This is a genomic window from Roseateles sp. FW305-36, assembly GCF_058787015.1.
Window position 1 is genome coordinate 174,886 of the sequence record NZ_JBYSZK010000007.1, and the last position, 22,402, is coordinate 197,287.

The window sequence follows — 22,402 nt, forward strand, 5'->3', positions numbered from 1 at the left end:
TGAGGAGACAAGAGAGATGTTCAAGAAGATCCTGATCGCCAACCGCGGTGCTCGCGCCGAAGGCGCGGTCGCGCCAGCGACAAATCGCGTGGTGGCCGGCGCAGCCGGCCACACGGGCAAGTTCCCTCCGGGAGCTCGCCATGTTTAAGAAGATCCTCATCGCCAACCGGGGGGAAATCGCCTGCCGCGTGGCCGCAACCGCCCGGCGCCTGGGCATCCAGACCGTCGCGGTCTATTCCGAGGCCGATGCCGACGCCCAGCACGTCAAGGTCTGCGACGAGGCCGTCCTCATCGGCGGTCCGGCGCCGCGCGACTCCTATCTGCAGTGGGAACGTATCCTCGCCGCGGCCAAAGCCACCGGTGCCGAGGCCGTGCACCCAGGCTACGGCTTCCTGAGCGAGAACGAGGCCTTCGCCCAGGCCTGTGCCGATGCCGGCGTCGTCTTCATCGGCCCGCCGCCGAGCGCCATCCTGGCCATGGGCCTGAAGGCCGAGTCCAAGCGGCTGATGGAAGCCGCCCAGGTGCCGCTGGTGCCGGGCTATCACGGCGCCGACCAGGACCCCACCCTGCTGAAGAAGGAAGCCGACCGCATCGGCTATCCCGTGCTGATCAAGGCCAGCGCCGGCGGCGGTGGCAAGGGCATGCGCGCGGTCTACAAGGCCGATGAATTCGACGCGGCCCTGGCCTCGTGCAAGCGTGAGGCCATCAACAGCTTCGGCGACGACGCGGTGCTGATCGAGCGCTATGTGCAAAAGCCCCGGCACATCGAGATCCAGGTCTTCGGCGACTCCCACGGCGACTGCGTCTATCTGTTCGAGCGCGACTGCTCGGTGCAGCGCCGCCACCAGAAGGTGCTGGAAGAGGCCCCTGCTCCCGGCATGACGCCCGAGCGCCGCGCCCAGATGGGCGAGGCCGCCGTGGCCGCGGCCAAGGCCGTCGGCTATGTCGGCGCCGGCACCGTCGAGTTCATCGCCGAGCAGGACGGCCGCTTCTACTTCATGGAGATGAACACGCGGCTGCAGGTCGAGCACCCGGTGACGGAAGCGATCACTGGGCAAGACCTCGTCGAGTGGCAATTGCGAGTTGCCGCCGGCGAGCCGCTGCCCCTGAAGCAACACGAGCTGCGCATGCACGGCCACGCCATCGAGGCCCGCATCTGCGCCGAGAACCCCGACGGCGGCTTCCTGCCCGCCACGGGCTCGCTGGACGTGGCCCGCTGGCCCGCCCATGTGGCCTTCCAGCGCGGCAATGTGCGCATCGACGCCGGCGTGCGCGAGGGCGATGCCATCAGCCCCTTCTACGACTCGATGATCGCCAAGCTCATCGTCTGGGGCGAGGACCGCGCGCAAGCCCTGGCCCGCCTGGACGCCGCGCTGCGCGACACCCACATCGTCGGCCTGCACACCAACGTCGCCTTCCTGCGCCGCTGCGCGGCCACGGCTTCGTTCTCGGGCGCCGACCTCGACACCGGCCTGATCGAACGCGAGAAGGCCGTGTTGTTCGACCAGCCCGGCCTGCCGCTGCGCGTCAGCGCCGCCGCCGTCGTCGCCCACACGCTGGCCGTCGAGGGCGCAACCCAAGGCCGCGATCCGTGGAGCGCCCGTGACGGCTTCCGCCTGTTCGGCTCGGCCACGCGCCGCTTCGACCTGGAAGCCGCAGGCCACCACCAAGAGGTGCTGCTGTCCCGCCACCACCGCGGCGGCATGACGCTGACGGTCGCGGGCGAAGCCATCGAGTTCGCCGTGCAGTCGCAGGACGCCGAGACGCATGAACTCTTCCTGGGTACGGAACGCCTGCGCGTGAAGACCTATGCCCAGGGCGAGCGCGTCGCCGTCTTCGGCGCCGACGGCTCGGCCGTGCTGACCGAGGTGGACGTCATCGCCCATGCGGGCGACGGCCCGGCCGAAGGCGGCCGCCTGACCGCGCCCATGCCCGGCAAGCTGGTGGCCTTCCTGGCCCAGGCCGGCGACACCGTCACCAAGGGTCAGCCCCTGGCCGTCATGGAAGCGATGAAGATGGAGCACACCATCTCCTCGCCGCGCGACGGCAAGGTGGCGGAGTTGCTGTTCGCCGTCGGCGACCAGGTCGGCGACGGCGCTGAACTCCTCAAATTGGAAGCCTGATCATGGCCCTGCCCTCGCACGTCAAGATCCTCGACGTCGGCCCGCGCGACGGGCTGCAGAACGAGAAGGAGAACGTCTCCACCGAGCACAAGGCACAGCTCGTGGCCATGCTGCAGGACGCCGGCCTGGTGGAGATCGAGGTCACCAGCTTCGTCAGCCCGAAGTGGGTACCGCAGATGGGCGACAACACGGCCGTCATGGCCGCCATCCAGCGCAAGCCCGGCGTGCGCTACTCGGTCCTCGTGCCCAACACCAAGGGCCTGGAACCGGCGCTGGCGACGAAGCCCGACGAGATCCTCGTCTTCACGGCGGCCAGCGAGGCCTTCACGCAGAAGAACATCAACTGCTCCATCGCCGAGAGCCTGGAGCGCTTCGCGCCCGTCATCGAGGGCGCGCATGCCGCCGGTGTGAAGGTGCGCGCCGCACTGTCCTGTTCGCTGGGCTGCCCGTACGAGGGCGAGATCACTGCAGACCAGGTCGAGCGCGTCGTCAAGCCGCTGCGCGAGCTGGGCGTGGACGCCATCGACATCGCCGACACCATCGGCGTTGGCACGCCGCGCAAGGTGCAGGCCGCGATGGAGCGGGCGCTGAAGCACTTCCCGGTGGCCGAGGTGTCGGGCCACTTCCACGACACCTATGGCCAGGCGCTGAGCAATGTCTACGCGAGCATGGAGCTGGGCCTGCACAGCTTCCACGCCAGCGTGGCAGGCCTGGGCGGCTGCCCCTATGCCAAGGGCGCGACCGGCAACGTCGCGACCGAGGACGTCATCTTCATGCTGGACGGCCTCGGCATAGCGACCGGCATTGACCTCGACAAGCTCGTCGATGCAGGTGCTTTCATATCGAATGTGCTGGGCCGCCCGCCGGTGTCGCGCGTGGCTCGCGCCGTGCTGGCCAAACGCGCCGGCTGAAACTGAAACGGGCTTTCAACCCGATGGCAAGGGGCCTGGCGGCCCATGACGTTCGTTTACACCGGCGCTCCCGTGTCGGTTGTCACATCCGGCCTGACGGAAAAATTACCCAGGGCCTGCCGATGCCGGCTGTAATCCGGCCGTCATAAAACAAGGACGTTGGGTTGGCCGGGGCGCACTCGAGACAGGGTGCGGGCCACTCACGGTAGGCCATGAACTTTCAGCCTCTGAGTCTGCACAAGACCCGCTTCCAGCCGGGCAAGCCCACGCCTTACGGCATCTTCGATGCCGGCGGGCGGCTGCTGCTGGCACGCGGCCACCAGTTCGACAGCGCCGAACAGCTGGAGAAGCTGATCGAACGCGAAGCGACCATCGACCTGCGCGAATTCGACGACACCTCGCGCCGGATCGCCAACGCACGACGCGACCAACTGCCGGCCTACTGGGAAGACAGCATGGGCGAAGTGGGCCGCCTGCTGCGCGCCAGCCCGACCAGCGACTTCACCGAGTCCCTGGACCAGGCCTCGCGCCCCTTGATGGCCCTGATCGAACGCGACCCCGACCTCGCCATCCTGCAGGCGGTGCGCACCGAGGCCGTCGATGGCGGCCCGACCGCCTATGCCAGTCGCCACGCCGTGCACACGGCCACGGCGGCCTGCCTGGCGGCCACGCGGCTGGGCTGGTCGACGACGCAGAAGCGCTGCGTGCTGCGCACCGCGCTGACGATGAACATCTCGATGGCCGAGCTGCAGAACAAGCTGGTGACCCAGGTATCGCCGGTGACGACGATGCAGCGCGCCGAGATCGAGTCCCATCCCGAGCGCAGCGCCGCCATGCTGGAAATGGCCGGCGTGACGGACGGCGACTGGCTGGCCGCCGTGCGCCAGCACCACGAGGAACACGATGGATCGGGCTACCCCCACCACCTGACCCACGTCAACGAAGTGGCGCAGCTGGTGCACAGCGCCGACTGCTTCACCGCCAAGCTCAGCCCGCGCCTGAAGCGCCAGCCCCTGCTGGCCGACGCCGCGGCGCGGCTGCAATACCAATGCGGCAAGGGCGACCCGCTGACCGCAGCCCTCATCAAGGAGTTCGGCCTCTATCCTCCGGGCTGCACGGTGAGGCTGAAGTCGGGCGAGGTGGGCATGGTGATGAAGCGCGGCGACAGCACCAACACGCCCGTCGTGGCCGTGCTGACCGATCGTCAGGGCAATCTGCGCATCGAGCCCGCCAAGCGCGACACCGCCAAGGCCGAGTTCGGCATTGCGGCCGTGGTGCCGCTGGCCGGCCTGAAAGTCCGTGTCGGGCTCGAGAAGCTGATCCAGGCCGTGCCGGACTGACTTGAGGCCCCTCGTCCAGTCGCGCCTGCTGAACGCGGCGCGCCCAGCCGGGACCGCGCTGCGGCCGGAGTCCGCAGCGCTTCGGCAGGCACGGCGGGCCCACAGGACTCGCCATGTCCGGCCTCAGCCCCCGAGGGGACGGTGATGCTTGCGGCATTGAGCCGCAAGCACATCACCTTACGCGGGCCGGCCAGGGAGCGGCCCGGCGCTCGGCCCGCAAATACAGCCGCTAGCCTCGCAATTCCCACAAGACGTTGACGATGCGCCAGCGGCCCTCGACCTGGGCCAGGTGCAGGTAGTCGATCCACGCCTCGGCATCGACGCGCACGCTGGCCGTGCGGCCGAAGACGTCGAGGATCTTCACGTCGGCGCGCTTGCCGGTCTCGGGCTTGTGGCTGCGCGTGTACTGCACCAGCGTCATTGCGCTCATGTTCTGCAGCTCGCCGCGCCCGTCGGGCAGGCGCTTGACGATGCGCTTGGCCAGCTCGGGATGCAGCGCACGCTCCATGCGCGCCGCGTCGCCGGCATACCAGCCCTCGATGTAGTCGCGCGCGCAGGCCTCGATGGCCGCGGCTTCGGGCTCGGCGGCCACGGCCGCCGTGGAAGCGGCGGCCAGGGCCGCGCTGCTCATGAAGATGCGTCTTTGCAAGATGGGCTCCGTTCAGGCTCGAACGGCGCGCAGCATGGCAGCAAGGGCTGCGGCGCGGAAGTGACTTTCGTCCTCATGCCATGCCGCTGGCAGGCGGCATGGCCTTCGTTAGGCGTCGGACAGGCTGAGCCCGGACACATTCAGTCCTGTGGACTGAATGTGCCTGGCGAAGGACGGAGCCACTGGCTCTGGCACGCAGGGCCTGTCCGCGGTCCGAACTCAGCCCAGCTTGTCCAGCGCGTTCTCGATCTGGCCCCTCTCATGCTCGCCCAGGCCACGGCCGGCGCGGCGCAGGCGCTCGACGAGAGCAGCATCGACCGGCTTGGCCTCGCTCAGCTTCTCGGCCACACGCAGCAGCACCTGCAGGCGCTCGAAGCCGCCTTCCATGCTCTCGGCACTGGACAGCACACGCTCCAGGCCCGCCTTGCCGATCTTGGGGCGGTCCAGCAGGCGGTTCAGGGTTTCGCGACGCTCGAAGCCACCCGAGATGCCGCCCGCGACGCGGGTGTAGGCCTCGACCAGTTCGGTCTCGTCGCCCTGCATGCGCTCGGCGACGGCGCCCAGGGCCTCGCGCTTCTCGAAGTCGCCCTGGATGCGCGTGGCCGCCTGCACGGCAGCCGCCAGCACGGCCGGCTGGGGCGTGGCGGACACCTGGTTGTCGATGGCGGTGCGCAGTTCGAAGTCGCCGCCGATGCGCCCCAGGGCCTCGGTCCAGGCGGCGAGCACGGCCGGTGTGTTCAGCAGCTTGGGCGCCAGCGCGCTGAGGGCCTCGCGGCGGTCGAAGTCACCATCGATGCCGGCCGCGGCGGCCAGCCAGCTCAGTTGCTGGGGCTCGGCCAAGGGCTGGCGGGCGATGGCGCTCAAGGCCTCGCGACGTTCGAAGGCGCCTTGCAGGCCGGCCGCCGCCGCGATCAGGCGATCCACGGCCGCGGCGGGCAGCGGCGCCTCGATTTGCAGCGCGGCCTCGATGCGGCGGCGGCGCTGGAAGTCTTCCTTGGCACGCTCGATGTCGGCCATCACGGCCTCGATGCCGCCCTTGGCGAACAGCTTGCGGGCGCGCACCACCGGGTCGGTCAGGCTCTCGGCCATGCGCTGCACGGCCTGGGCCCACCAGCGGCGGCCGGCGTCATCCAGCGGCAGGCTCTCATTGCCGACGCGGTACTCGCGCTCGATGCGGCCCTCGCCCATGGACTGCAGCACCATCTGGCGCGTCAGCCCGCCCTCGCGCTCCTTCACGGTCAGCGTGCCGGTCAGGGTCTGCACCTCGTTCTCGGCTTCGTTGAACGTGACCTTGCCGTCCAGCGTCACCGCGAAGCTGCCGCCGGGATAGCGGCTGTAGATGCGCGTGCCACGCACCGAGAAGGACATGCCGTCGCCCAGGCCGCCGAGGTCGAAGCGATCGAGCAGGTTGCGGCCATCGGTGTGGCTGACGACGACGGCCGGCATCGCGACGAGGGCGACCAGGATGACGCCCACCAGGCCCCAGCGCACGCCGCGGCGCTCGCGAGGCGCGTCATCGTCGCTCTTCAAGAGGCGCCGCACCCGGGCGAACAGCGGCGATCCGGCGCTGGCCGCACCGCAGGCCAGGGCCGGGCCGTGACTGCCGCCCTGGGCCTTCAGCGCCTCGGCGCAACGCAGCAGGCTTTGCGCCAGGGCCAGGCGCTGGCCCGAGGGCGCGGCGGCCGCGGCGTCGCAGGCCAGTTCGGCCAGCAGGTCCAGGCGGCGCAAGGCGACGCGGTTCAGCGCCTGCGGCCACAGCAGGGCCTTCATCGTGGCCGCCAGCAGGCGCCAGGCCGGGTCGCGGCGGCGCAGATGCGCCAGCTCGTGGCCGAGCACGGCGCGGGCCTCGTCGTCGGGCAGGTCCAGGCACCAGGCCGGCAGGCAGAGCACGCGGCCCGGCGCCAGCAGCGGGCTGGCCCAGCCGGCGCGGGCATGGCGCAGCGCGGGCAGGGGAACGCCCATGTCGTTGGCCAAACGCGCCGCCAGGCCCCGCCAGCGCGTGTCGGCCAGTTCGGGCAGTCGGCGCACGGCGCGACGCAGCCAGGCCCATTGCAGGGCCAGTCCGAGCAGCATCAACACGGCACCGGCCAGCCACAGCGCGACAAAGCCGATGGCGACGTCGTGGGCCTTGGGCGCCAGCGACGTCGTGATCGGCAGCGCACCGAGCTGGGCGCTGGGCCTGGCAGTCAGAGGTGCCTCGACGACGACGGGGGCCACGTCGACCGAGGCTGGCGCCGCTCGCTGCGCAACGACGGTGACGGGGCGTGCCAGGTCGGTCGGCGCGGGCGCGGAGGTCACCAGCGGCAGGCTGGCGCTGACGAGGCCGCCCAGCAGGGCCAGGCGCCACAGCGTCTCCTGCGTGGAAGTGGCCAGACGCGCCAGCCAACCGGCACGCTCAAGCGCCCACAAGCCACCGATCAGCAGGCTGCTGTGCAGCAGATAGCTGCACAGCCAGGTCAGCAGCACGTCGGTCATCGCATTCATCATGCTTCTCCCTTGCGTTGTTTCAGCAGCGCCTGCAGCGCGGCCAGCTCCTTGGCATCGACACCGCGCGCATCCAGCAGATGGCTGACGAGGGCGCTGGCGCGGCCGGCGAACAGGCTGTCGACGAGGTTGCCCACCATGGAGCGCTGCACTTCGGCCTCGCTGACCAGCGGCGTGTACAGCAGCGCCCGGCCCTCGCGGCGGCTGGCGAGCAGCCCGCGCTTTTCCAGGCGCGTCAGCAGCGTCGCCACCGTCGTGTGGGCCAGGTCACGCTCGCCGCGCAGGGCTTCGGCCACTTCAGCCGTGCTGGCCTCGCCGCGCTGCCACAACACGCGCATCAGGCTCAGTTGCAGATCACTCAGCGAGACCTCGCCCGCGCCGATTTCCTCGTCCATGACGCTCTTCTACAGTTGTCGTACTACAAATGTAGAAGATTTGGTCGGACGGCCGCAAGTGCCTTTTGGCAGGGGTCAGGGAGGTGGTTGGCCGGCGGGATTGCGCAGGCGCTGGCTGAACCACCACAGATGGCCGTCGGGGTCGACGCAGCCATAGCTGCGGTCGGTCCAGTAGTCGGGGCCGTAGTCGTTGTTGCTCATCTCGTAGGTCACCCGGGCACCGGCCGCGACGGCACGCGCGCAATGGGCATCGACATCGTCGACATAGAGAAAGAGGCCCTGGGTGTTGGCGCCGCCCAGGGTCTTGGGTGAACGCAAGGGCGCGCCGAAGCGCACTTCGCGCTCGGGCCCGCCCTCGCTGACCATGACGATGGCCTCGCCGTAGCGGATCTCGCTGTGCATGACGCTGCCGTCGGGGGCGTCCACGATGATCTCGACCTCGAAGCCGAAGGCGCGCTGGTACCAGGCGATGGCCTCGCGCGCGTTCTCGCAGTAGATCGCCGACGACAGTCGCGGCCAGCCGGGTGGGGTGGGTTTCATCGCGGTCTCCGCAAAGCCAGGGTGCGGTTGAATGCTCCCACTGCGACCGCCATCTCGCCACACCATGAAACGCATCGCCGCCAGCGCCCTCGCCTTGCTCAGCACGATTTCCATCCATGCCCAGGAAGCGCCGACCTACGACGCTGCCAAGGCCCAGGCCTGGGGCGCCAACGACAACGGCCTGCGCCCCTACACCCTCGTGCTGCTGAAGACCGGCCCGAAGCGCATGCCGGACGGCCCCGCGCGCGACGAGATGTTCAAGGGCCATTTCGCCAATATGCAGCGTCTGGCCCGGGAGGGCTTGCTCGTCTATGCGGGCCCGCTGGACGGCCAGAACGAACTGCGCGGCCTGTTCATCTTTGCCACCCAGGACCCCGAGGTCGCCCGCAAGGCCGTCGACACCGACCCGGTCATCATCAACGGCGAGATGGTGGCCGAGCTGCACCGCCACTACGGCTCGGCCGCGCTGATCGGCGTCAACGACCAGCACACGCGGCTGATCAAGCCCAAGCCCTGATGGATCAGCCCTTCTTCAGCACCTTGGGCACCGGATTGGGCCTCAGCCTGAACGCGTCCGGCATGCCCGAGCCCAGCAGCGGGCGCAGATAGAGGCGGAAGGCGTCGGTGACGTCGGTGCCGCTGGCGGTGATGAAGTGGTCTTCCATCGTGCGCGTCTTGCCGGCCACGGCGGACAGCGGCAGCAGCTCGTAGTCCACCGAGTAGTAGCCGACGCGCTTGATGGCCACCGAGCCGTCGCGGTCGCCGTGGAAGGCGTACTGGACGGCCTTCTCGCCGACCTCGCGGGCTTCACGCTGGTCCACGTCGCTCACGCAACCCAGGAAGCTGCGCTGCAGATAGCCGAAGGTGTCGCCGCGCACGCGCTTGATGCCGAGCTTGGCCTTGATCTCCTCGCACAGCAGGTCGGCCAGGGCGCCGGTGCCGCTGAGCTGCACATTGCCATGGGCGTCGCGTTCGAGGTCGCCGGCCAGCTTGGCCAGCATGGGTGCGCCCGAGGCGTCGTGGATGCCCTCGCTGACGGCGATGACGCAGCGGCCGAAGCGCTCGTAGCTGGCCTTGACGTCGCGCAGGAACTGCTCGGTGTCGAAGTGGCGCTCGGGCAGGTAGATCAGGTGCGGGCCGTCGTCGTCGAACTTCTTGCCCAGGGCCGCGGCTGCGGTCAGGAAGCCGGCGTGGCGCCCCATGACGACGCCGACATAGACGCCGGGAAGGGCCGCGTTGTCGAGGTTGGCGCCGGCAAAGGCCTGGGCGACGAAGCGCGCCGCCGAGGCATAGCCGGGGGTGTGGTCGTTGCCGACCAGGTCGTTGTCGATGGTCTTGGGGATGTGGATGCAGCGCAGCGGATAGCCGGCCGCGGCAGCCTCCTCGGACACGATGCGCACGGTGTCGGAAGAATCGTTGCCACCGATGTAGAAGAAGTGAGTGATGCCGTGCGCCTTCAGCACGGTGAAGATCTCGTGGCAGTAGGCGGCATCGGGCTTGTCGCGCGTGGAGCCCAGGGCCGAAGCCGGCGTGTTGGCCACCAGCTCGAGGTTGTGGCTGGTCTCCTGCGTGAGGTCGACGAAGTCCTCGTTGACGATGCCGCGCACGCCGTGGCGCGCACCGTAGACCTTGCCCACACCGGCCTGGCGACGTGCTTCCAGCACGACACCGACGAGGCTCTGGTTGATGACGGCGGTGGGACCGCCGCCTTGGGCGACGAGGATCTTTGCGAGACTCATGAACGCTCCTGGGCTGTCGTCAATCGACGGTGCGCAGTTTAGGGGCGTCGGAGTTTCATCGCGGTTTCAGGTTCGTCCTGCGGGCCGAGCGCTGGGCCGCTCCCGAGCCGGCCCGCCTTGGGCGATGTGCTTGCCGGTCGATCCGGCAAGCATCGCCGTCCCCACGGGGGACCGACCGGGCTTGCCGCGTTCAGCAGGCAAGACCGGGCGAGGGGTCTACCGGCCCATCCACGTCTCGAGCTGGTCGGCCGGCATGGGCTTGGCGAACAGCCAGCCCTGGCCTTCGTGGCAGCCCAGGCCGATCAGGTACTGGCGCTGCTCCTCGGTCTCTATGCCTTCGGCGATGACGGTCAGGCCCAGGCCGCGGCCGAGGTTGACGACCATCTGGGCGATGGTGGAGCCGGCGGACGAGGACTGCGCCTCCTGCACGAAGGCGCGGTCGATCTTGAGGCGGTCGACCTGCAGCTGGCGCAGCTGGCTGAGGGACGAGAAGCCGGTGCCGAAGTCGTCGATGGCGACGCTGAAGCCGAGCTGCTTGATGTCGGCCAGCACGCGCAGCACGAGATCGGCGTCTTCCATGGCCATGGACTCGGTGATCTCGAGCTCGATGTTCTGGCCGGCGACGCCGCAGTCCTTCAGCGCGCGGCCCAGCATGTCGATGAAGCCGGGGTGGCGGAACTGGGCCATGGACACGTTGACAGCCATGCGGAAGTCGGCATGGCCCAGGGCCTGCATCTTCTTCAGCTGGCCGCAGGCGGTGCGCATGACGAACTCGCCGATGGGGATGATGAGGCCGCTCTGCTCGGCCAGCGGGATGAACTGGTCGGGGGGGATGAAGCGACCGTCGGTCGTGCGCCAGCGCAGCAGGGCCTCGGCGCCGATGACGCGGGACGTTTCGAGAGCCACCTGCGGCTGGTAGACGACGAAGAGCTGGCTCTCCTCGAAGCCGGTGCGCAGGCCCTTGAGCAGCTTGAAGCGCTCGCGCGCGTCGCTGCCCATGGCGGCCGAGAAATATTGGGATGAGCCGCGCTGCTGCTGCTTGGCGCGCTTGAGGGCGATCTGGGCATCGAGCAGCAGCTCGGAGCCGACCGCCGTGGACTCGCCCAGGCGCACCAGGCCGGTGGTGGCCGACAGCTGCAGGCGCTCGCCGGCGACGACGAAGGGGTCGGCAAACACGCCGCTGACGGTCTCGGGGCAGACCTTGGCATGCTCGCCGAGCACGCCGAAGGTGTCGGCACCGACGCGCGCCATGGCCGTGTTCAGGCCCAGCATCTCGCTCATGCGATGCACGACGGCCTGCAGCACCTGGTCGCCGAAGTGGTGGCCGAAGGCGTCGTTGATGTCCGAGAAGTCGTCGATGTCGATCAGCGCCAGCGTGACGCCGGACGGATCCTTCAGGTTCTTGTCGAGCAGCTCGACGAAGCGGTTGCGGTTGGGCAGGCGCAGCAGCGGGTCGTTGTAGGCCTGGTCCAGCAGCTGGCTGTACAGCACCACGTTCTCGAAGCCGACGGCGATGTTGGAGCAGAAGGCCTTCAACAGCTGCTGGTCGAGCTCGTCCAGCTCGCGGCCGACGTCGACGAGGGCAGCCATGGCGCGGCCCCGGCCCATGCCGAAGTAGAGGACGGTGCCGTCGTCGTAGAGGTTGTGCTCCTCGCGCAGGCAGCGCTCGAGGCGATTGCGCACGGTGGCGATCTTGACCTGGGCCAGCGGGCGGTCGATGAGGCCGCTGTACTGGCCGGCGGCCGCGACGATGCGGACTTCATCGCCCGTCTCGCCACTGACCTGGGCGCAGACCAGGCCCTCGGGCAGGATGCCGAGCAGGGCGCAGAGCTGGGTGACGACGCCTTCGGCAAAGCGGCTCAGGCCGCGCATGCGCGACAGCGAGGTGCTGCTGTCGACGATCATCTCCAGGCCGCGGCGGTTGGCTTCCAGCGCGCAGATCTGGCGGTAGGAGCGCACGGCCGCCGTCAGCACCGTGTACAGACGGGTGCGGGTCAGCTCCGACTTGGTCTTGTAGTCGTTGATGTCATAGGCCTGCACCGTCTCGATCTCGGGCGCATAGCCGGGCTGGCCGGTGCGCAGCACGATGCGCAGCGCGTTCAGGCGCAGTTCGTCGCGGATGTGGCGCACCAGCTGCAGGCCGGCGTCCTCGCTCTCCATGACGACATCCAGCAGCACGACGGCGAGGTCGTCCTCGCTGGCGAGCAGCTGGCGGGCCTGGGCGGCGGAGGAGGCGTGCAGGAAGACGAGGGGCTGGCCTTCGACGGTCAGGCCCTGCATGGCCAGCTCGGTGGCCTTGTGGACGTCGCCATCGTCGTCGACGATGAGGATGCGCCACGGCCGGTCGTGCGCGCGGTGATCTGCTTCGGCGTGCTCGGGTTCGTCGAGCAGCTCGAGCAGGTCGTCGTCAACGGCTGGCGTGTCTTGCATGGGGGCGAGGGCTCCGGGCGGGGCGCCATGGCGACCCCTTCTCGTCAAGAGCCGCAAGCGTACGGCATCCTCAGCCTTGTCGTCACGAAAAGCAGGGGCAAAAGTCCTGCGATTCGCCTTATCGTTTTGCGGGTTTGCCCGGACGCGAGGGGCTGTTGCGACCGCCGCCGGTCACGCGGGGCGGCAGGCCGGTGTGCTGGGTCAACAGCTGGCCCTTGCGGGGCGTGGCGGCTTTCATCGGAGCTTTTGCGGCCGGCTTGGTGGGCGTGGAGTTCTTGCGCCGGGCGCTTTCGTAGCTGCCGTCGGTGACCGGCTGGTAGCTCGGGATCAGGTGGTGCTTGCCATTGCCGATCAGGTCGGAGCGGCCCATGGCCTTGAGGGCTTCGCGCAGCAGCGGCCAGTTGTTGGCGTCGTGATAGCGCAGGAAGGCCTTGTGCAGGCGACGGCGGCGTTCGCCGCGCACGACGTCCACGCTCTCGCCCCGCGTCTCGTCCCGGCTGATGCCCTTGAGCGGGTTCTTGCCCGAGTGGTACATGGCCGTCGCGGTCGCCATGGGGCTGGGGTAGAAGGTCTGCACCTGGTCGGCGCGGAAACCGTTCTTCTTCAGCCAGACGGCGAGGTTCATCATGTCCTCGTCGCTGGTGCCGGGGTGGGCGGCGATGAAGTAGGGAATCAGGTACTGCTTCTTGCCGGCCGCGGCGCTGGCGGCCTCGAACATCTGCTTGAAGCGGTCATACGTGCCGATGCCCGGCTTCATCATCTTGGACAGCGGGCCGTTCTCGGTGTGCTCCGGCGCGATCTTCAGATAACCGCCCACATGGTGGGTGACCAGCTCCTTCACGTACTCGGGCGACTGCACGGCCAGGTCGTAGCGCAGGCCGGAGCCGATCAGGATCTTCTTGACGCCCGGCAGCGCACGCGCGCGGCGGTACATCTTGATCAGCGGGTCGTGGCTGGTGTTGAGGTTGGGGCAGATGCCGGGATAGACGCAGCTGGGCTTGCGGCAGGCAGCCTCGATCTCGGGGCTCTTGCAGCCGATGCGGTACATGTTCGCCGTCGGGCCGCCGAGGTCGGAGACTATGCCGGTGAAGCCCTTGACCTTGTCGCGCATCTCCTCGATCTCGCGGATCACGGAGTCTTCCGAGCGGCTCTGGATGATGCGGCCCTCGTGCTCGGTGATGGAGCAGAAGGTGCAGCCGCCGAAGCAGCCGCGCATGATGTTCACGCTGAAGCGGATCATTTCCCAGGCCGGGATCTTGGTCGCACCGTCATGGCCGCCCGTCTCGTCCGCATAGCTGGGGTGCGGGCTGCGCGCATAGGGCAGGTCGAAGACGTGGTCCATCTCCGGCGTCGTCAGCGGCAGGGGCGGTGGGTTGATCCAGAGATCGCGCTCGATGCCGTTGAAGTCGTAGCGCTGCACCAGGGCGCGCGCGTTGCCGGGGTTGGTCTCGAGGTGCAGCACGCGGTTGGCGTGGGCGTAGAGCACCGGGTCGCTCTTGACCTTCTCGTAGGCCGGCAGGCGCACCACGGTGTGGTCGCGCGGCGGCATCTGGATGCGGCCGGTCTTGTGGACGGTGATGGGCTTGGCGCCACCTTCGTCGTTGGAGGCGCAGGGGGTCTCCTGCTTGATCTCCTGATAGGGGCTGATCAGCTCGTCGATGCGGCCGGGGCGGTCCACCTCGGTCGAGTCCAGCTCGAACCAGCCCTCGGCCGTCGGGTCGCCGTCGCGGCGCATGAAGGCGGTGCCGCGCACATCGGTCAGCGCCTCGATGGGCTCGCGGCGCGCCAGGCGGTGGGCAATCTCGATGATGGCGCGCTCGGCATTGCCGTACACCAGCAGGTCGGCCTTGCTGTCCACCAGGATGGAGCGGCGGACCTTGTCCTGCCAGTAGTCGTAATGGGCGATGCGGCGCAGCGAGGCCTCGATGCCACCGATGACGATGGGCACGTCCTTGAAGGCTTCCTGGCAGCGATGGGTGTAGACCAGCGTCGCGCGGTCGGGGCGCTTGCCGCCCTCGCCGCCGGGCGTGTAGGCGTCGTCGCTGCGGATTTTTCGATCAGCCGTGTAGCGGTTGATCATGGAATCCATGTTGCCGGCGGCCACGCCGAAGAACAGATTGGGCTTGCCCAGGGCCTTGAAGGCGTCGGCGCTGTTCCAGTCCGGCTGGGCAATGATGCCGACGCGAAAGCCCTGGGCCTCCAGCGTGCGGCCGATGACGGCCATGCCGAAGCTGGGGTGGTCGACGTAGGCGTCGCCCGTGACGATGATGATGTCGCAGCTGTCCCAGCCGAGCTGCTCCATCTCCGCCCGGCTCATGGGCAGGAAGGGCGCGGGGCCGAAACGCTTGGCCCAGAAGGGGCGGTAAGCGGTCAGGGCCTTAGGAGCAGCGATGGGCAGTGCGGACATGTCAGTGGTGCCCGGCCGCCCGAAGCCACTGACGCACCCCCTCGGGGGGCAGTGAGCAAAGCGAGCGTGGGGGCAGATTCAATCTGTCGATTGTCGGTGGAGGCCCAGAAAGCACAAAGCCCGCGCAGGGCGCGGGCTCGGGGCACTAGGCCGGGGCGTGAATTACAGCGCGCGGATGTTCGCGGCTTGCAGGCCCTTGGGGCCCTGCTTCACTTCGAACTCGACCTGGGCGCCTTCGGCCAGCGTGCGGAAGCCGCCGTTGTTCTTGATTTCGCTGTGGTGGGCGAACAGGTCCTTGCCGCCGTCGGCGGGCGTGATGAAGCCGAAGCCCTTGCCGTCGTCAAACCACTTGACGATGCCGGATTGCATGGTGCTCATGAAAACTTTCCTTGGTGTCGTTGAATCAAATTCGCCCTCAGCCCGAGCGGCTGCGGCAAAACACAACACACAAGATCAGACAGGACGAGCGCCGGCGGCAGATGCCGACCGAAGCGCGGGATTGTAAGGGCTCAGGCCGCCAGCAGCGTCTGGGTCGCCACCGCCATGCCACGGGCGCGCGGCGAACCGCCTTCCACGCGGCTTTCCTCGAAGACGGCACAGGCGCAGTCGCGGCAGGCACCGCAGGCCGTGCCCACGCGCAGGTCGTCCTGCAGGGCCTCGAAACTCGGGCAGCCGGACGACGCCGCAATGGCGATGTCACGGTCGGAGACGCGGTGGCAGACACAAACAATCATGGGTGCGAAGTCTAATGCGAATCAGTCTCATTTGCAAAAATAGCGGTTTTGCAGAGGGGCTTTCGCTGGGGATACTGGCGGCAAATTTCACGAATCCGGAGCCCTCCATGAAAGGCGACCCCCAAGTCATCGCCCACCTGAACGCCCAGCTGAAGCTGGAGCTGACCGCCATCAACCAGTACTTCCTGCATGCCCGCATGCTGAAGAACTGGGGCTTGATGAAGATGGCCAAGCACGAGTACGACGAGTCCATCGAGGAGATGAAGCACGCCGACAAGCTCATCGAGCGCGTGCTGACGCTGGAGGGGCTTCCCAATCTGCAGGACCTCGGCAAGCTGCTGATCGGCGAGAACGCCATCGAGACGATGGAGTGCGACCTGAAGATCGAGAAGACCGGCCATGCCCATCTGAAGGAGGCCGTCGCCTACTGCGAAAGCGTGCGCGACTACGTCTCCCGCGAACTGTTCGTCAGCATCCTTGACGACACCGAGGAGCACATCGACTACCTCGAGACGCAGCTGGAACTGGTCAACACCGTGGGCCAGCAGAACTATCTGCAGTCGCAGATGGGCGAATCCAGCTAGCCCAGTCGCTTCGCCTGCACGGCCTGGGCGGCCACGCCAAACAGGCCGGCACCCAGGTGGTGCAGGGTGTGCAGATCGGCGTTGGCTTCGGTCGGCGCCAGCCAGTGGCCGCCGCTGAAGATGCGCTCGTCGGCCTGGGCCGACACCACTTCGCCGAAGAAGCAGTCATAGGCCGCCTGGGCATGCGGCTCCTCGATGAGGCGGCATTCCATGTGGGCGACCGAGCCGCGCAGCAGTGGCAGGCCCAGCACCGGGCCGGCGTCGGCCGCCAGGCCATAGCGCTCGAACTTGTCGGCCTCGGCGCCGCTCTCGCTGCCGAGGGTGTAGACCAGATCCGCCTGCGCCGCCCCGGGCACGGTCAGCACGAAATGGCCTGACTCCAGCACCAGGCCGCGCGTGAAGGTGCTCTTGTCGATGACGACGACCACCCGCGGCGGCGTGAACTCCACCGGCATGGACCAGGCCGCGGCCATCAGGTTGCGGCGGCGGGCGTGGGCGCTGCCCACCAGCACCGTCGGCCCATGGTTGATGAGGCGGCTGGCGTGGCGCAGCTCGACTGCCTGCATCACAAAAAGCGTTCCAGCAGCTTCTTGGAATGCTTGTCCAGCGCCCAGCGATCGGCCACCTGCAGCTGCACGCCATGGGTGGACGTGATCAGCAGCCGGCCCTCTTCCAGGCGGCGGATGTCTTCTTCGCTCTTCAGCACGAAGTCCACCTCGCCACGGTCCGTCTCGATGCGCCAGGTGCTCGGCGTGGCAAAGGTGTTCACGGAGATCAGGCGCTTCAGCGTCGGATGGAATTCGCGGGCGGCCAGCTCGGCCTCCAGCAGGCGGCGCGGCCCTTCCGGCAGGGCCGAGATGCGCTCCACCCAGGCCAGTTCATGGCCATGGGAGCCCACCAGGGACAGGCCCTCGTCGGGCGCCGAGATGGGATGGGCGCGCACCGGCGTGACGGCGACATGGGCGTCGCCGTTCAGGTCGGTCAGCACCAGGCGGCCATGGGCGTCCACCCGCAGGTCGCGAAAAGGCAGGGTGCTCATGGGGCCTCCACCGCGGTGGCAATCAGGTCGACCTCGACCGACGCGTTCTTGGGCAGCTGCAACACGCCCACCGACGTGCGCGTGTGCGCGCCGGCGGGGCCCAGCACGCGCCAGATCAGGTCCGAGGCGCCGTCGGCCACCTCGCTCTGCTGGGTGAAGCCGGCCTCGCAATGCACGAAGACTGTCATCCGCAGCACGGCCTGCAGCTTGTTCAAGCTGCCCAGCTCCTGGCGCAGCAGGGCCAGGGCCCGCAGGGCACAGATGGCGGCGGCGCGCTTGGCGCGCTCCATGCTGACCTCGGCGCCGACGACGCCGGTGACGGCGACGTGGTCGCCGACGCGCGGGATCTGGCCGCTCAGGTAGAGGGTTCGACCATCGCGCACCAGCGACGTGTAGCGGCCGCCGATCTGCAGCGGCACCGTGGGGTCGAAGCCATGTTCCGCGCTGGCGGCATCCAGCTCCAGGTCTCGTTCGCTTGAAATCATGTCAGGGCTCCCGCTTTCAAGCCTCGGCCGTGTGGGCGCTGGGGTTGGGGGCGACGGCGTGGTCTTCCAGGTCTTCCTGGTCCACGCGTCGGGCTTGGGCTTCCCACAGGCGCCAGTAGTGCCCCTGGCGGGCGATCAGTTCGTCATGCGGCCCGAGTTCGACGATCTCGCCGCGGTCCATGACGACGAGGCGGTCGGCCTTGCGCAGCGTGGACAGGCGGTGGGCGATGGCGATGGTGGTGCGGCCTTTCACGAGGTTGTCCAGGGCGCGCTGGATTTCCTTCTCGGTCTCGGTGTCGACGGCCGAGGTGGCCTCGTCGAGGATGAGGATGGCCGGATCGATCAGCAGGGCGCGAGCAATGGAGATGCGCTGGCGCTCGCCGCCCGACAGGCCCTGGCCGCGCTCGCCCACCAGGCTGTCATAGCCATGCGGCAGGCGCAGGATGAACTCGTGGGCATGGGCGGCACGCGCGGCATTCACGATCTCGTCGCGGGTCGCTTCGGGCTTGCCGTAGGCGATGTTCTCGGCGATGGTGCCGAAGAACAGGAAGGGTTCCTGCAGCACCAGGCCGATGTGGCGGCGGTAGTCGGCCACCCTGACGCGACGCAGGTCCATGCCGTCGACCTTGATGGCGCCTTCGGTCACGTCGTAGAAGCGGCAGATCAGGTTGACCAGCGTGCTCTTGCCCGAGCCGCTGTGGCCCACCAGGCCCACCATCTCGCCGGGGCGGATGTCCAGGTTCAGGCTGCGGATGACGGAGCGCGAACCGTAACGGAAATTGACGCCCTGCATGGAGATGGCGCCGGTCACTTCGCCGAACTGCTGCGGGTTGACGGGGTCGGGCACGTTGGAGACGTGGTCCAGGATGTCGAAGATGCGCTTGGCGCCGGCGGCGGCCTTCTGCGTCACCGAGACGATGCGGCTCATCGAGTCGAGGCGGCCGTAGAAGCGGCCGATGTAGGCCAGGAAGGCCGTCAGCGTGCCGACCGTGATGCTCTGGTGCGAGATCAGCCAGATGCCGACGCCCCAGACGACCAGCAGGCCCATTTCGGTCAGCAGCGCGACGCTGGGCGTGAACAGGCTCCAGGTCTTGTTGAGCCTGTCGTTGACCTGCAGGTTCTTCACGTTCGCCTCGCGGAAGCGCGAGGCTTCGCGCTTCTCCTGGGCAAAGGCCTTGACGACGCGAATGCCGGGGATGGTGTCGGCCAGCACATTGGTGATCTCGCCCCAGACGCGGTCGATCTTCTCGAAGCCGGTGCGCAGCTTGTCACGCACGAGGTGGATCAACCAGGCGATGAAGGGCAAGGGCACCAGCGTGGCCAGGGCCAGGCCCGGGTGGATGCTGAACAGGATCAGGGCCGTCATGGCCAGCATCAGCACGTCGGTGATGAAGTCCAGCGCATGCAGGCTGAGGAAGACCGAGATGCGGTCGGTCTCCGAGCCGATGCGCGACATCAGGTCGCCGGTGCGCTTGTTGCCGAAGTATTCGAGGGACAGGCCCAGCAGATGCTCGAAGGTGGCGGTGCGCAGGTCGGCGGCGATGCGCTCCGACACCAGCGACAGCAGATAGGTCTTGGCCCAGCCCAGGCCCCAGGACACGAGCGCCGCGCCGAGCAGGCCGCCCAGCAGCAGCATGACGAAACCGGGGTCGATGGCCTGGCCGTTCTGGAAGGGGATCAGCACCTTGTCCATCAGGGGCATGGTCAGGTAGGGCGACACCAGGGTCGCACCGGTCGCGCCCATCATCAGCGTGAAACCGAGCAAGAGCTGCCCCTGGTAGGGCCTAGCGAAGCGCCACAGCCGCAGCAGCACCCAGGTGGACGGCGGCTTGTTGGCCTCGCCGAAGTCGAATTCCGACTCCTCGCCCTCCTCCTCCTGCGGCTTCACGACATGGCCGGCGATGCGCTGCACCTCGCGGTCGAAGGCGTCCACGAAACGCACCGCCGTGGGGTTGCAGGCCAGCGTGAAGCGCCAGCGCGCCATGCGCTGGTGGCTGTCGAACAGCTCCATGAAGGCCAGGCCGCCATGGTCGCTGAGCTTGAGCGCCTGCCCCGGCGTCAGCGGAAACTCGCTCCAGGCGGCGCCCGAGGGTTCGAAAGCCAGCAGGCGTGAATTCGTCAGCACGACCAGGCCGCGGCCGAATCGGCCCTGGGCATCCAGGTCAACCTCCTGCGCGGCCACGACGTTCTCGCCAGACGAAAGTCGCCCTTCCAGGGCGGCCATTTGTGGATGAGGCACTGTCACGGGAGGATGGTCTTGCATGTTGTTCTTGGCTCTTACGGGCTGTGGCGATTCTCTCTGATGACTTCGGCGCACAATTCCACGCGCTTGGCGCCTGCACAACCCCTCACTCGATAAGCTCCATGAGCCAGAAGAACGACATCCGCCTGCTGCGCATCAACTATCTGCGCGGGCCCAATATGTGGACCTACCGGCCGGTGCTGGAGGTCTGGCTGGACCTCGGCGAGCTGGAAGACCAGCCCAGCCACCTGCTGCCCGGCTTCAACGACCGCCTGACGGCCGCCCTGCCCAACCTGGTCGAGCACCACTGCGGCGTCGGCGAGCGCGGCGGCTTCCTGGAAAGGCTGCGCGAAGGCACCTGGTGCGGCCATGTGCTGGAACACATCGTCATCGAGCTGCTGAACCTGTCCGGCATGCCCACGGGCTTCGGCCAGACGCGCAGCACCAGCCAGCGCGGCGTCTACCGCATGGTGTTCCGGGCCCGTGACGAGCAGGTGGCGCGGGCGGCCCTGGCCGAGGGTCATGCCTTGATCATGGCCATGATCAACGACACGGCATTCGACGTGCCGGCCGCCGTCGCCCGGGTGCGGGACAAGCTGGACGACTGCTATCTCGGCCCGTCCACCGCTGCCATCGTGGCTGCCGCGACGGACCGCCGCATCCCCCACATCCGCCTGAACGACGGCAACCTGGTGCAGCTCGGCCATGGCGCCCGCCAGCGCCGCATCTGGACGGCCGAGACCGACATGACCAGCGCGATCGCCGAAGGCATCGCCAGCGACAAGGACCTGACCAAGTCGCTGCTGAAGGCCGTCGGCGTGCCGGTGCCCGCAGGCCAGGAGGTCAAGACCGCCGCCGAGGCCTGGGCCGCCGCTCAGGACCTGGGCCTGCCCGTCGTCGTGAAGCCCAGCGACGGCAACCACGGTCGGGGCGTCTCGCTCGACATCGCCACCCAGGAAGACTGCGACGCCGCCTTCAAGCTGGCCGACGCGCATGGCTCCTCGGTGCTGGTGGAGCGCTACATCCCCGGCAACGAGCACCGCTTGCTGGTCGTCGGCGGCCAGGTGGTGGCCGCCGCGCGCGGCGAGACCGCCTGGGTGCATGGCGACGGCACGCACACCGTCGCCCAACTCGTCGACAGCCAGATCAACATCGACCCGCGCCGCGGCCTGACCGAGGACTTCCCGCTCAACCGCATCCAGCTGCACGAGGACGCCGTCGTGCTGCTGGACCTGCAGCGCCAGGGCCTCACGCCCGACGCCGTGCCCGAGGCCGGCAAAGCCGTGCTGATCCAGCGCAACGGCAATGTCGCCATCGACTGCACGCCCGATGTCCACCCCGAGGTGGCCCACGCCGTGTCGCTGGCCGCCCGCACTGTCGGCCTGGACATCGCCGGCGTCGACCTCGTCACCGAGGACATTTCCAGGCCCCTGTCCGAGACCGGCGGCGCCATCGTCGAGGTCAACGCCGGCCCGGGCCTGTTGATGCACCTGAAGCCCGCCGGCGGCGCGCCCCAGCCCGTGGGCCAGGCCATCATCGACCACCTCTTCGCTGAGGACGAGTCGGGCCGCATCCCCATCGTCGGCGTGGCCGGCTCGCGCGGCGGCCAACACATCTCGCGTCTGGTCGCCTGGCTGCTGCATCTGAATGGCCGCCACGTCGGCCTGGCCTGCCGCGACGGCCTCTTCCTGGGCACCCGCCGCGTCGAGAAGCGCAACAGCGCCCGCTGGGACGCTGCCCACCGGCTGCTGATGAACCGCGGCGTCAACGCCGTCGTCGTCGAGAACGACCCGGCTTCCATCCTGCGCGATGGGCTGGCCTATGACCGCGCTCTGGTGGGCGTCGTCACCGACATGGACGGCATCGCTGACCTCACCGAGTTCGACGTGCAGGACAGCGATCAGCTCTACAAGGTGCTGCGCACCCAGATCGACGTCGTGCTCAGCGATGGCGCCAGCGTGCTGAATGCTGCCCATCCGCGCCTGGTCGACATGGCCGAGCTCAGCGACGGCGAGGTTGTCTTCTACGCCGAAGACGGCAGCCTGGAGGCCATCCAGCACCACCGTGACCGCGGCGGCCGCGCCGTCTTCCTGCGCGGCGGCGCCGCCGTGCTGGCTCAAGGCCCGGCCGAGACGCCCGGCGCCAACATCGACGCCCTGCTGCGCCGCTTTGGCGCGCAGACCACGGACGCCTCCACGCTGCTGGCCGCCGTCGCCGCCGCCTGGGCCCTGGGCATCTCGCCCGAGCTCATCGCCGCCGGCCTCGACACCTTCGTCCCCGAACTCCATCTGGCATAAACA

At 68.6% G+C, this 22,402-nt stretch carries 20 protein-coding genes; 7 read left to right on the forward strand and 13 right to left on the reverse strand.

The window, feature by feature from the left end; all coding sequences use genetic code 11:
• Positions 1-16: 16 nt before the first annotated feature.
• The 4 genes from AC3WOE_RS14985 to AC3WOE_RS15000 all read left to right on the forward strand — a co-directional run bounded on the left by AC3WOE_RS14985 (position 17) and on the right by AC3WOE_RS15000 (position 4,374).
• On the forward strand, positions 17-148 hold the full coding sequence (locus tag AC3WOE_RS14985) for a hypothetical protein (protein WP_492691465.1): 132 nt from the start codon (positions 17-19) through the stop codon (positions 146-148).
• The gene (locus AC3WOE_RS14990) at positions 141-2,123 is read left to right on the forward strand and encodes an acetyl/propionyl/methylcrotonyl-CoA carboxylase subunit alpha (protein WP_492691466.1); all 1,983 of its coding nucleotides are present in this window, start codon (positions 141-143) and stop codon (positions 2,121-2,123) included. The genes AC3WOE_RS14985 and AC3WOE_RS14990 overlap by 8 nt, the downstream gene beginning before the upstream one ends.
• 2 nt (positions 2,124-2,125) lie before the next feature.
• Positions 2,126-3,034 carry a hydroxymethylglutaryl-CoA lyase gene (locus AC3WOE_RS14995; RefSeq protein WP_492691468.1) on the forward strand — a complete coding sequence of 303 codons (909 nt, stop codon included), beginning with the start codon at positions 2,126-2,128 and terminating at the stop codon, positions 3,032-3,034.
• Positions 3,035-3,246: 212 nt separating this feature from the next.
• Positions 3,247-4,374 carry an HD-GYP domain-containing protein gene (locus tag AC3WOE_RS15000; protein ID WP_492691470.1) on the forward strand — a complete coding sequence of 376 codons (1,128 nt, stop codon included), beginning with the start codon at positions 3,247-3,249 and terminating at the stop codon, positions 4,372-4,374.
• A 229-nt stretch (positions 4,375-4,603) separates the two neighbouring features.
• On the opposite strand, the gene AC3WOE_RS15005 is transcribed toward AC3WOE_RS15000, so the two are convergent.
• The 4 genes from AC3WOE_RS15005 to AC3WOE_RS15020 form a co-directional block, all read right to left on the reverse strand.
• Complete coding sequence (locus AC3WOE_RS15005) at positions 4,604-5,023, reverse strand: nuclear transport factor 2 family protein (RefSeq protein ID WP_492691471.1); 420 nt, start codon at positions 5,021-5,023, stop codon at positions 4,604-4,606.
• 219 nt (positions 5,024-5,242) lie between these two features.
• Entirely contained in the window at positions 5,243-7,507 is a 2,265-nt protein-coding gene (locus AC3WOE_RS15010; RefSeq protein ID WP_492691472.1) for a M56 family metallopeptidase, read from the reverse strand.
• Entirely contained in the window at positions 7,507-7,902 is a 396-nt protein-coding gene (locus tag AC3WOE_RS15015; RefSeq protein WP_492691473.1) for a BlaI/MecI/CopY family transcriptional regulator, read from the reverse strand. The genes AC3WOE_RS15010 and AC3WOE_RS15015 overlap by 1 nt, the downstream gene beginning before the upstream one ends.
• Before the next feature lie 75 nt (positions 7,903-7,977).
• Complete coding sequence (locus tag AC3WOE_RS15020) at positions 7,978-8,442, reverse strand: VOC family protein (RefSeq protein WP_492691474.1); 465 nt, start codon at positions 8,440-8,442, stop codon at positions 7,978-7,980.
• A gap of 64 nt (positions 8,443-8,506) precedes the next feature.
• Here AC3WOE_RS15020 and AC3WOE_RS15025 point away from each other — a divergent pair, with 64 nt between their 5' ends.
• Positions 8,507-8,959, forward strand: a complete 453-nt coding sequence (locus AC3WOE_RS15025) for a YciI family protein (RefSeq protein WP_492691475.1) — start codon at positions 8,507-8,509, stop codon at positions 8,957-8,959.
• Between the two features lie 4 nt (positions 8,960-8,963).
• Here the strand turns inward: AC3WOE_RS15025 and AC3WOE_RS15030 are convergent, their stop codons facing one another.
• From AC3WOE_RS15030 to AC3WOE_RS15050, 5 genes are all read right to left on the reverse strand, one after another.
• Complete coding sequence (locus AC3WOE_RS15030; RefSeq protein WP_492691477.1) at positions 8,964-10,181, reverse strand: 6-phosphofructokinase; 1,218 nt, start codon at positions 10,179-10,181, stop codon at positions 8,964-8,966.
• A gap of 216 nt (positions 10,182-10,397) precedes the next feature.
• Complete coding sequence (locus AC3WOE_RS15035; RefSeq protein WP_492691478.1) at positions 10,398-12,611, reverse strand: putative bifunctional diguanylate cyclase/phosphodiesterase; 2,214 nt, start codon at positions 12,609-12,611, stop codon at positions 10,398-10,400.
• A gap of 118 nt (positions 12,612-12,729) precedes the next feature.
• Positions 12,730-15,018: a YgiQ family radical SAM protein gene (locus AC3WOE_RS15040; RefSeq protein ID WP_492691480.1), complete on the reverse strand. Its 2,289-nt coding sequence runs from the start codon at positions 15,016-15,018 to the stop codon at positions 12,730-12,732.
• Between the two features lie 162 nt (positions 15,019-15,180).
• Positions 15,181-15,387 (reverse strand): cold-shock protein, encoded by a 207-nt coding sequence (locus AC3WOE_RS15045; protein WP_199702093.1) that lies wholly within the window; start codon positions 15,385-15,387, stop codon positions 15,181-15,183.
• A 140-nt stretch (positions 15,388-15,527) separates the two neighbouring features.
• Entirely contained in the window at positions 15,528-15,752 is a 225-nt protein-coding gene (locus AC3WOE_RS15050) for a (2Fe-2S)-binding protein (RefSeq protein WP_492691481.1), read from the reverse strand.
• Between the two features lie 107 nt (positions 15,753-15,859).
• Here AC3WOE_RS15050 and bfr point away from each other — a divergent pair, with 107 nt between their 5' ends.
• Positions 15,860-16,336 (forward strand): bacterioferritin, encoded by a 477-nt coding sequence (bfr, locus tag AC3WOE_RS15055; protein ID WP_492691483.1) that lies wholly within the window; start codon positions 15,860-15,862, stop codon positions 16,334-16,336.
• Here the strand turns inward: bfr and AC3WOE_RS15060 are convergent.
• The 4 genes from AC3WOE_RS15060 to AC3WOE_RS15075 are packed head-to-tail and all read right to left on the reverse strand — an operon-like array spanning position 16,333 to position 20,123.
• Positions 16,333-16,902: a flavin reductase family protein gene (locus tag AC3WOE_RS15060; protein WP_492691485.1), complete on the reverse strand. Its 570-nt coding sequence runs from the start codon at positions 16,900-16,902 to the stop codon at positions 16,333-16,335. The two genes, bfr and AC3WOE_RS15060, sit on opposite strands and share 4 nt — an antisense overlap.
• Complete coding sequence (locus tag AC3WOE_RS15065) at positions 16,902-17,375, reverse strand: cyanophycin metabolism-associated DUF1854 family protein (RefSeq protein WP_492691487.1); 474 nt, start codon at positions 17,373-17,375, stop codon at positions 16,902-16,904. The genes AC3WOE_RS15060 and AC3WOE_RS15065 overlap by 1 nt, the downstream gene beginning before the upstream one ends.
• Entirely contained in the window at positions 17,372-17,860 is a 489-nt protein-coding gene (locus tag AC3WOE_RS15070; RefSeq protein ID WP_492691488.1) for a RidA family protein, read from the reverse strand. The genes AC3WOE_RS15065 and AC3WOE_RS15070 overlap by 4 nt, the downstream gene beginning before the upstream one ends.
• 16 nt (positions 17,861-17,876) lie before the next feature.
• Entirely contained in the window at positions 17,877-20,123 is a 2,247-nt protein-coding gene (locus tag AC3WOE_RS15075; protein ID WP_492691489.1) for a cyanophycin metabolism-associated ABC transporter, read from the reverse strand.
• Between the two features lie 101 nt (positions 20,124-20,224).
• Between AC3WOE_RS15075 and AC3WOE_RS15080 the strand changes: the two genes are divergently transcribed.
• Positions 20,225-22,399 carry a cyanophycin synthetase gene (locus tag AC3WOE_RS15080; RefSeq protein ID WP_492691490.1) on the forward strand — a complete coding sequence of 725 codons (2,175 nt, stop codon included), beginning with the start codon at positions 20,225-20,227 and terminating at the stop codon, positions 22,397-22,399.
• The last annotated feature ends 3 nt before the right edge of the window (positions 22,400-22,402 follow it).

Bases quoted from the DNA above. Each gene is read 5' to 3' on its own strand.
- AC3WOE_RS15025 (WP_492691475.1), top strand. From the start codon at position 8,507: ATGAAACGCATCGCCGCCAGCGCCCTCGCCTTGCTCAGCACGATTTCC.
- AC3WOE_RS14995 (WP_492691468.1), top strand. From the start codon at position 2,126: ATGGCCCTGCCCTCGCACGTCAAGATCCTCGACGTCGGCCCGCGCGAC.
- AC3WOE_RS15070 (WP_492691488.1), bottom strand. From the start codon at position 17,860: ATGATTTCAAGCGAACGAGACCTGGAGCTGGATGCCGCCAGCGCGGAA.
- AC3WOE_RS15015 (WP_492691473.1), bottom strand. From the start codon at position 7,902: ATGGACGAGGAAATCGGCGCGGGCGAGGTCTCGCTGAGTGATCTGCAA.
- AC3WOE_RS15050 (WP_492691481.1), bottom strand. From the start codon at position 15,752: ATGATTGTTTGTGTCTGCCACCGCGTCTCCGACCGTGACATCGCCATT.
- AC3WOE_RS15075 (WP_492691489.1), bottom strand. From the start codon at position 20,123: ATGCAAGACCATCCTCCCGTGACAGTGCCTCATCCACAAATGGCCGCC.
- AC3WOE_RS15065 (WP_492691487.1), bottom strand. From the start codon at position 17,375: ATGAGCACCCTGCCTTTTCGCGACCTGCGGGTGGACGCCCATGGCCGC.
- bfr (WP_492691483.1), top strand. From the start codon at position 15,860: ATGAAAGGCGACCCCCAAGTCATCGCCCACCTGAACGCCCAGCTGAAG.
- AC3WOE_RS15000 (WP_492691470.1), top strand. From the start codon at position 3,247: ATGAACTTTCAGCCTCTGAGTCTGCACAAGACCCGCTTCCAGCCGGGC.
- AC3WOE_RS15030 (WP_492691477.1), bottom strand. From the start codon at position 10,181: ATGAGTCTCGCAAAGATCCTCGTCGCCCAAGGCGGCGGTCCCACCGCC.
- AC3WOE_RS15010 (WP_492691472.1), bottom strand. From the start codon at position 7,507: ATGAATGCGATGACCGACGTGCTGCTGACCTGGCTGTGCAGCTATCTG.
- AC3WOE_RS15020 (WP_492691474.1), bottom strand. From the start codon at position 8,442: ATGAAACCCACCCCACCCGGCTGGCCGCGACTGTCGTCGGCGATCTAC.
- AC3WOE_RS15040 (WP_492691480.1), bottom strand. From the start codon at position 15,018: ATGTCCGCACTGCCCATCGCTGCTCCTAAGGCCCTGACCGCTTACCGC.
- AC3WOE_RS15035 (WP_492691478.1), bottom strand. From the start codon at position 12,611: ATGCAAGACACGCCAGCCGTTGACGACGACCTGCTCGAGCTGCTCGAC.
- AC3WOE_RS14990 (WP_492691466.1), top strand. From the start codon at position 141: ATGTTTAAGAAGATCCTCATCGCCAACCGGGGGGAAATCGCCTGCCGC.
- AC3WOE_RS15045 (WP_199702093.1), bottom strand. From the start codon at position 15,387: ATGCAATCCGGCATCGTCAAGTGGTTTGACGACGGCAAGGGCTTCGGC.
- AC3WOE_RS15060 (WP_492691485.1), bottom strand. From the start codon at position 16,902: ATGCAGGCAGTCGAGCTGCGCCACGCCAGCCGCCTCATCAACCATGGG.
- AC3WOE_RS15080 (WP_492691490.1), top strand. From the start codon at position 20,225: ATGAGCCAGAAGAACGACATCCGCCTGCTGCGCATCAACTATCTGCGC.
- AC3WOE_RS14985 (WP_492691465.1), top strand. From the start codon at position 17: ATGTTCAAGAAGATCCTGATCGCCAACCGCGGTGCTCGCGCCGAAGGC.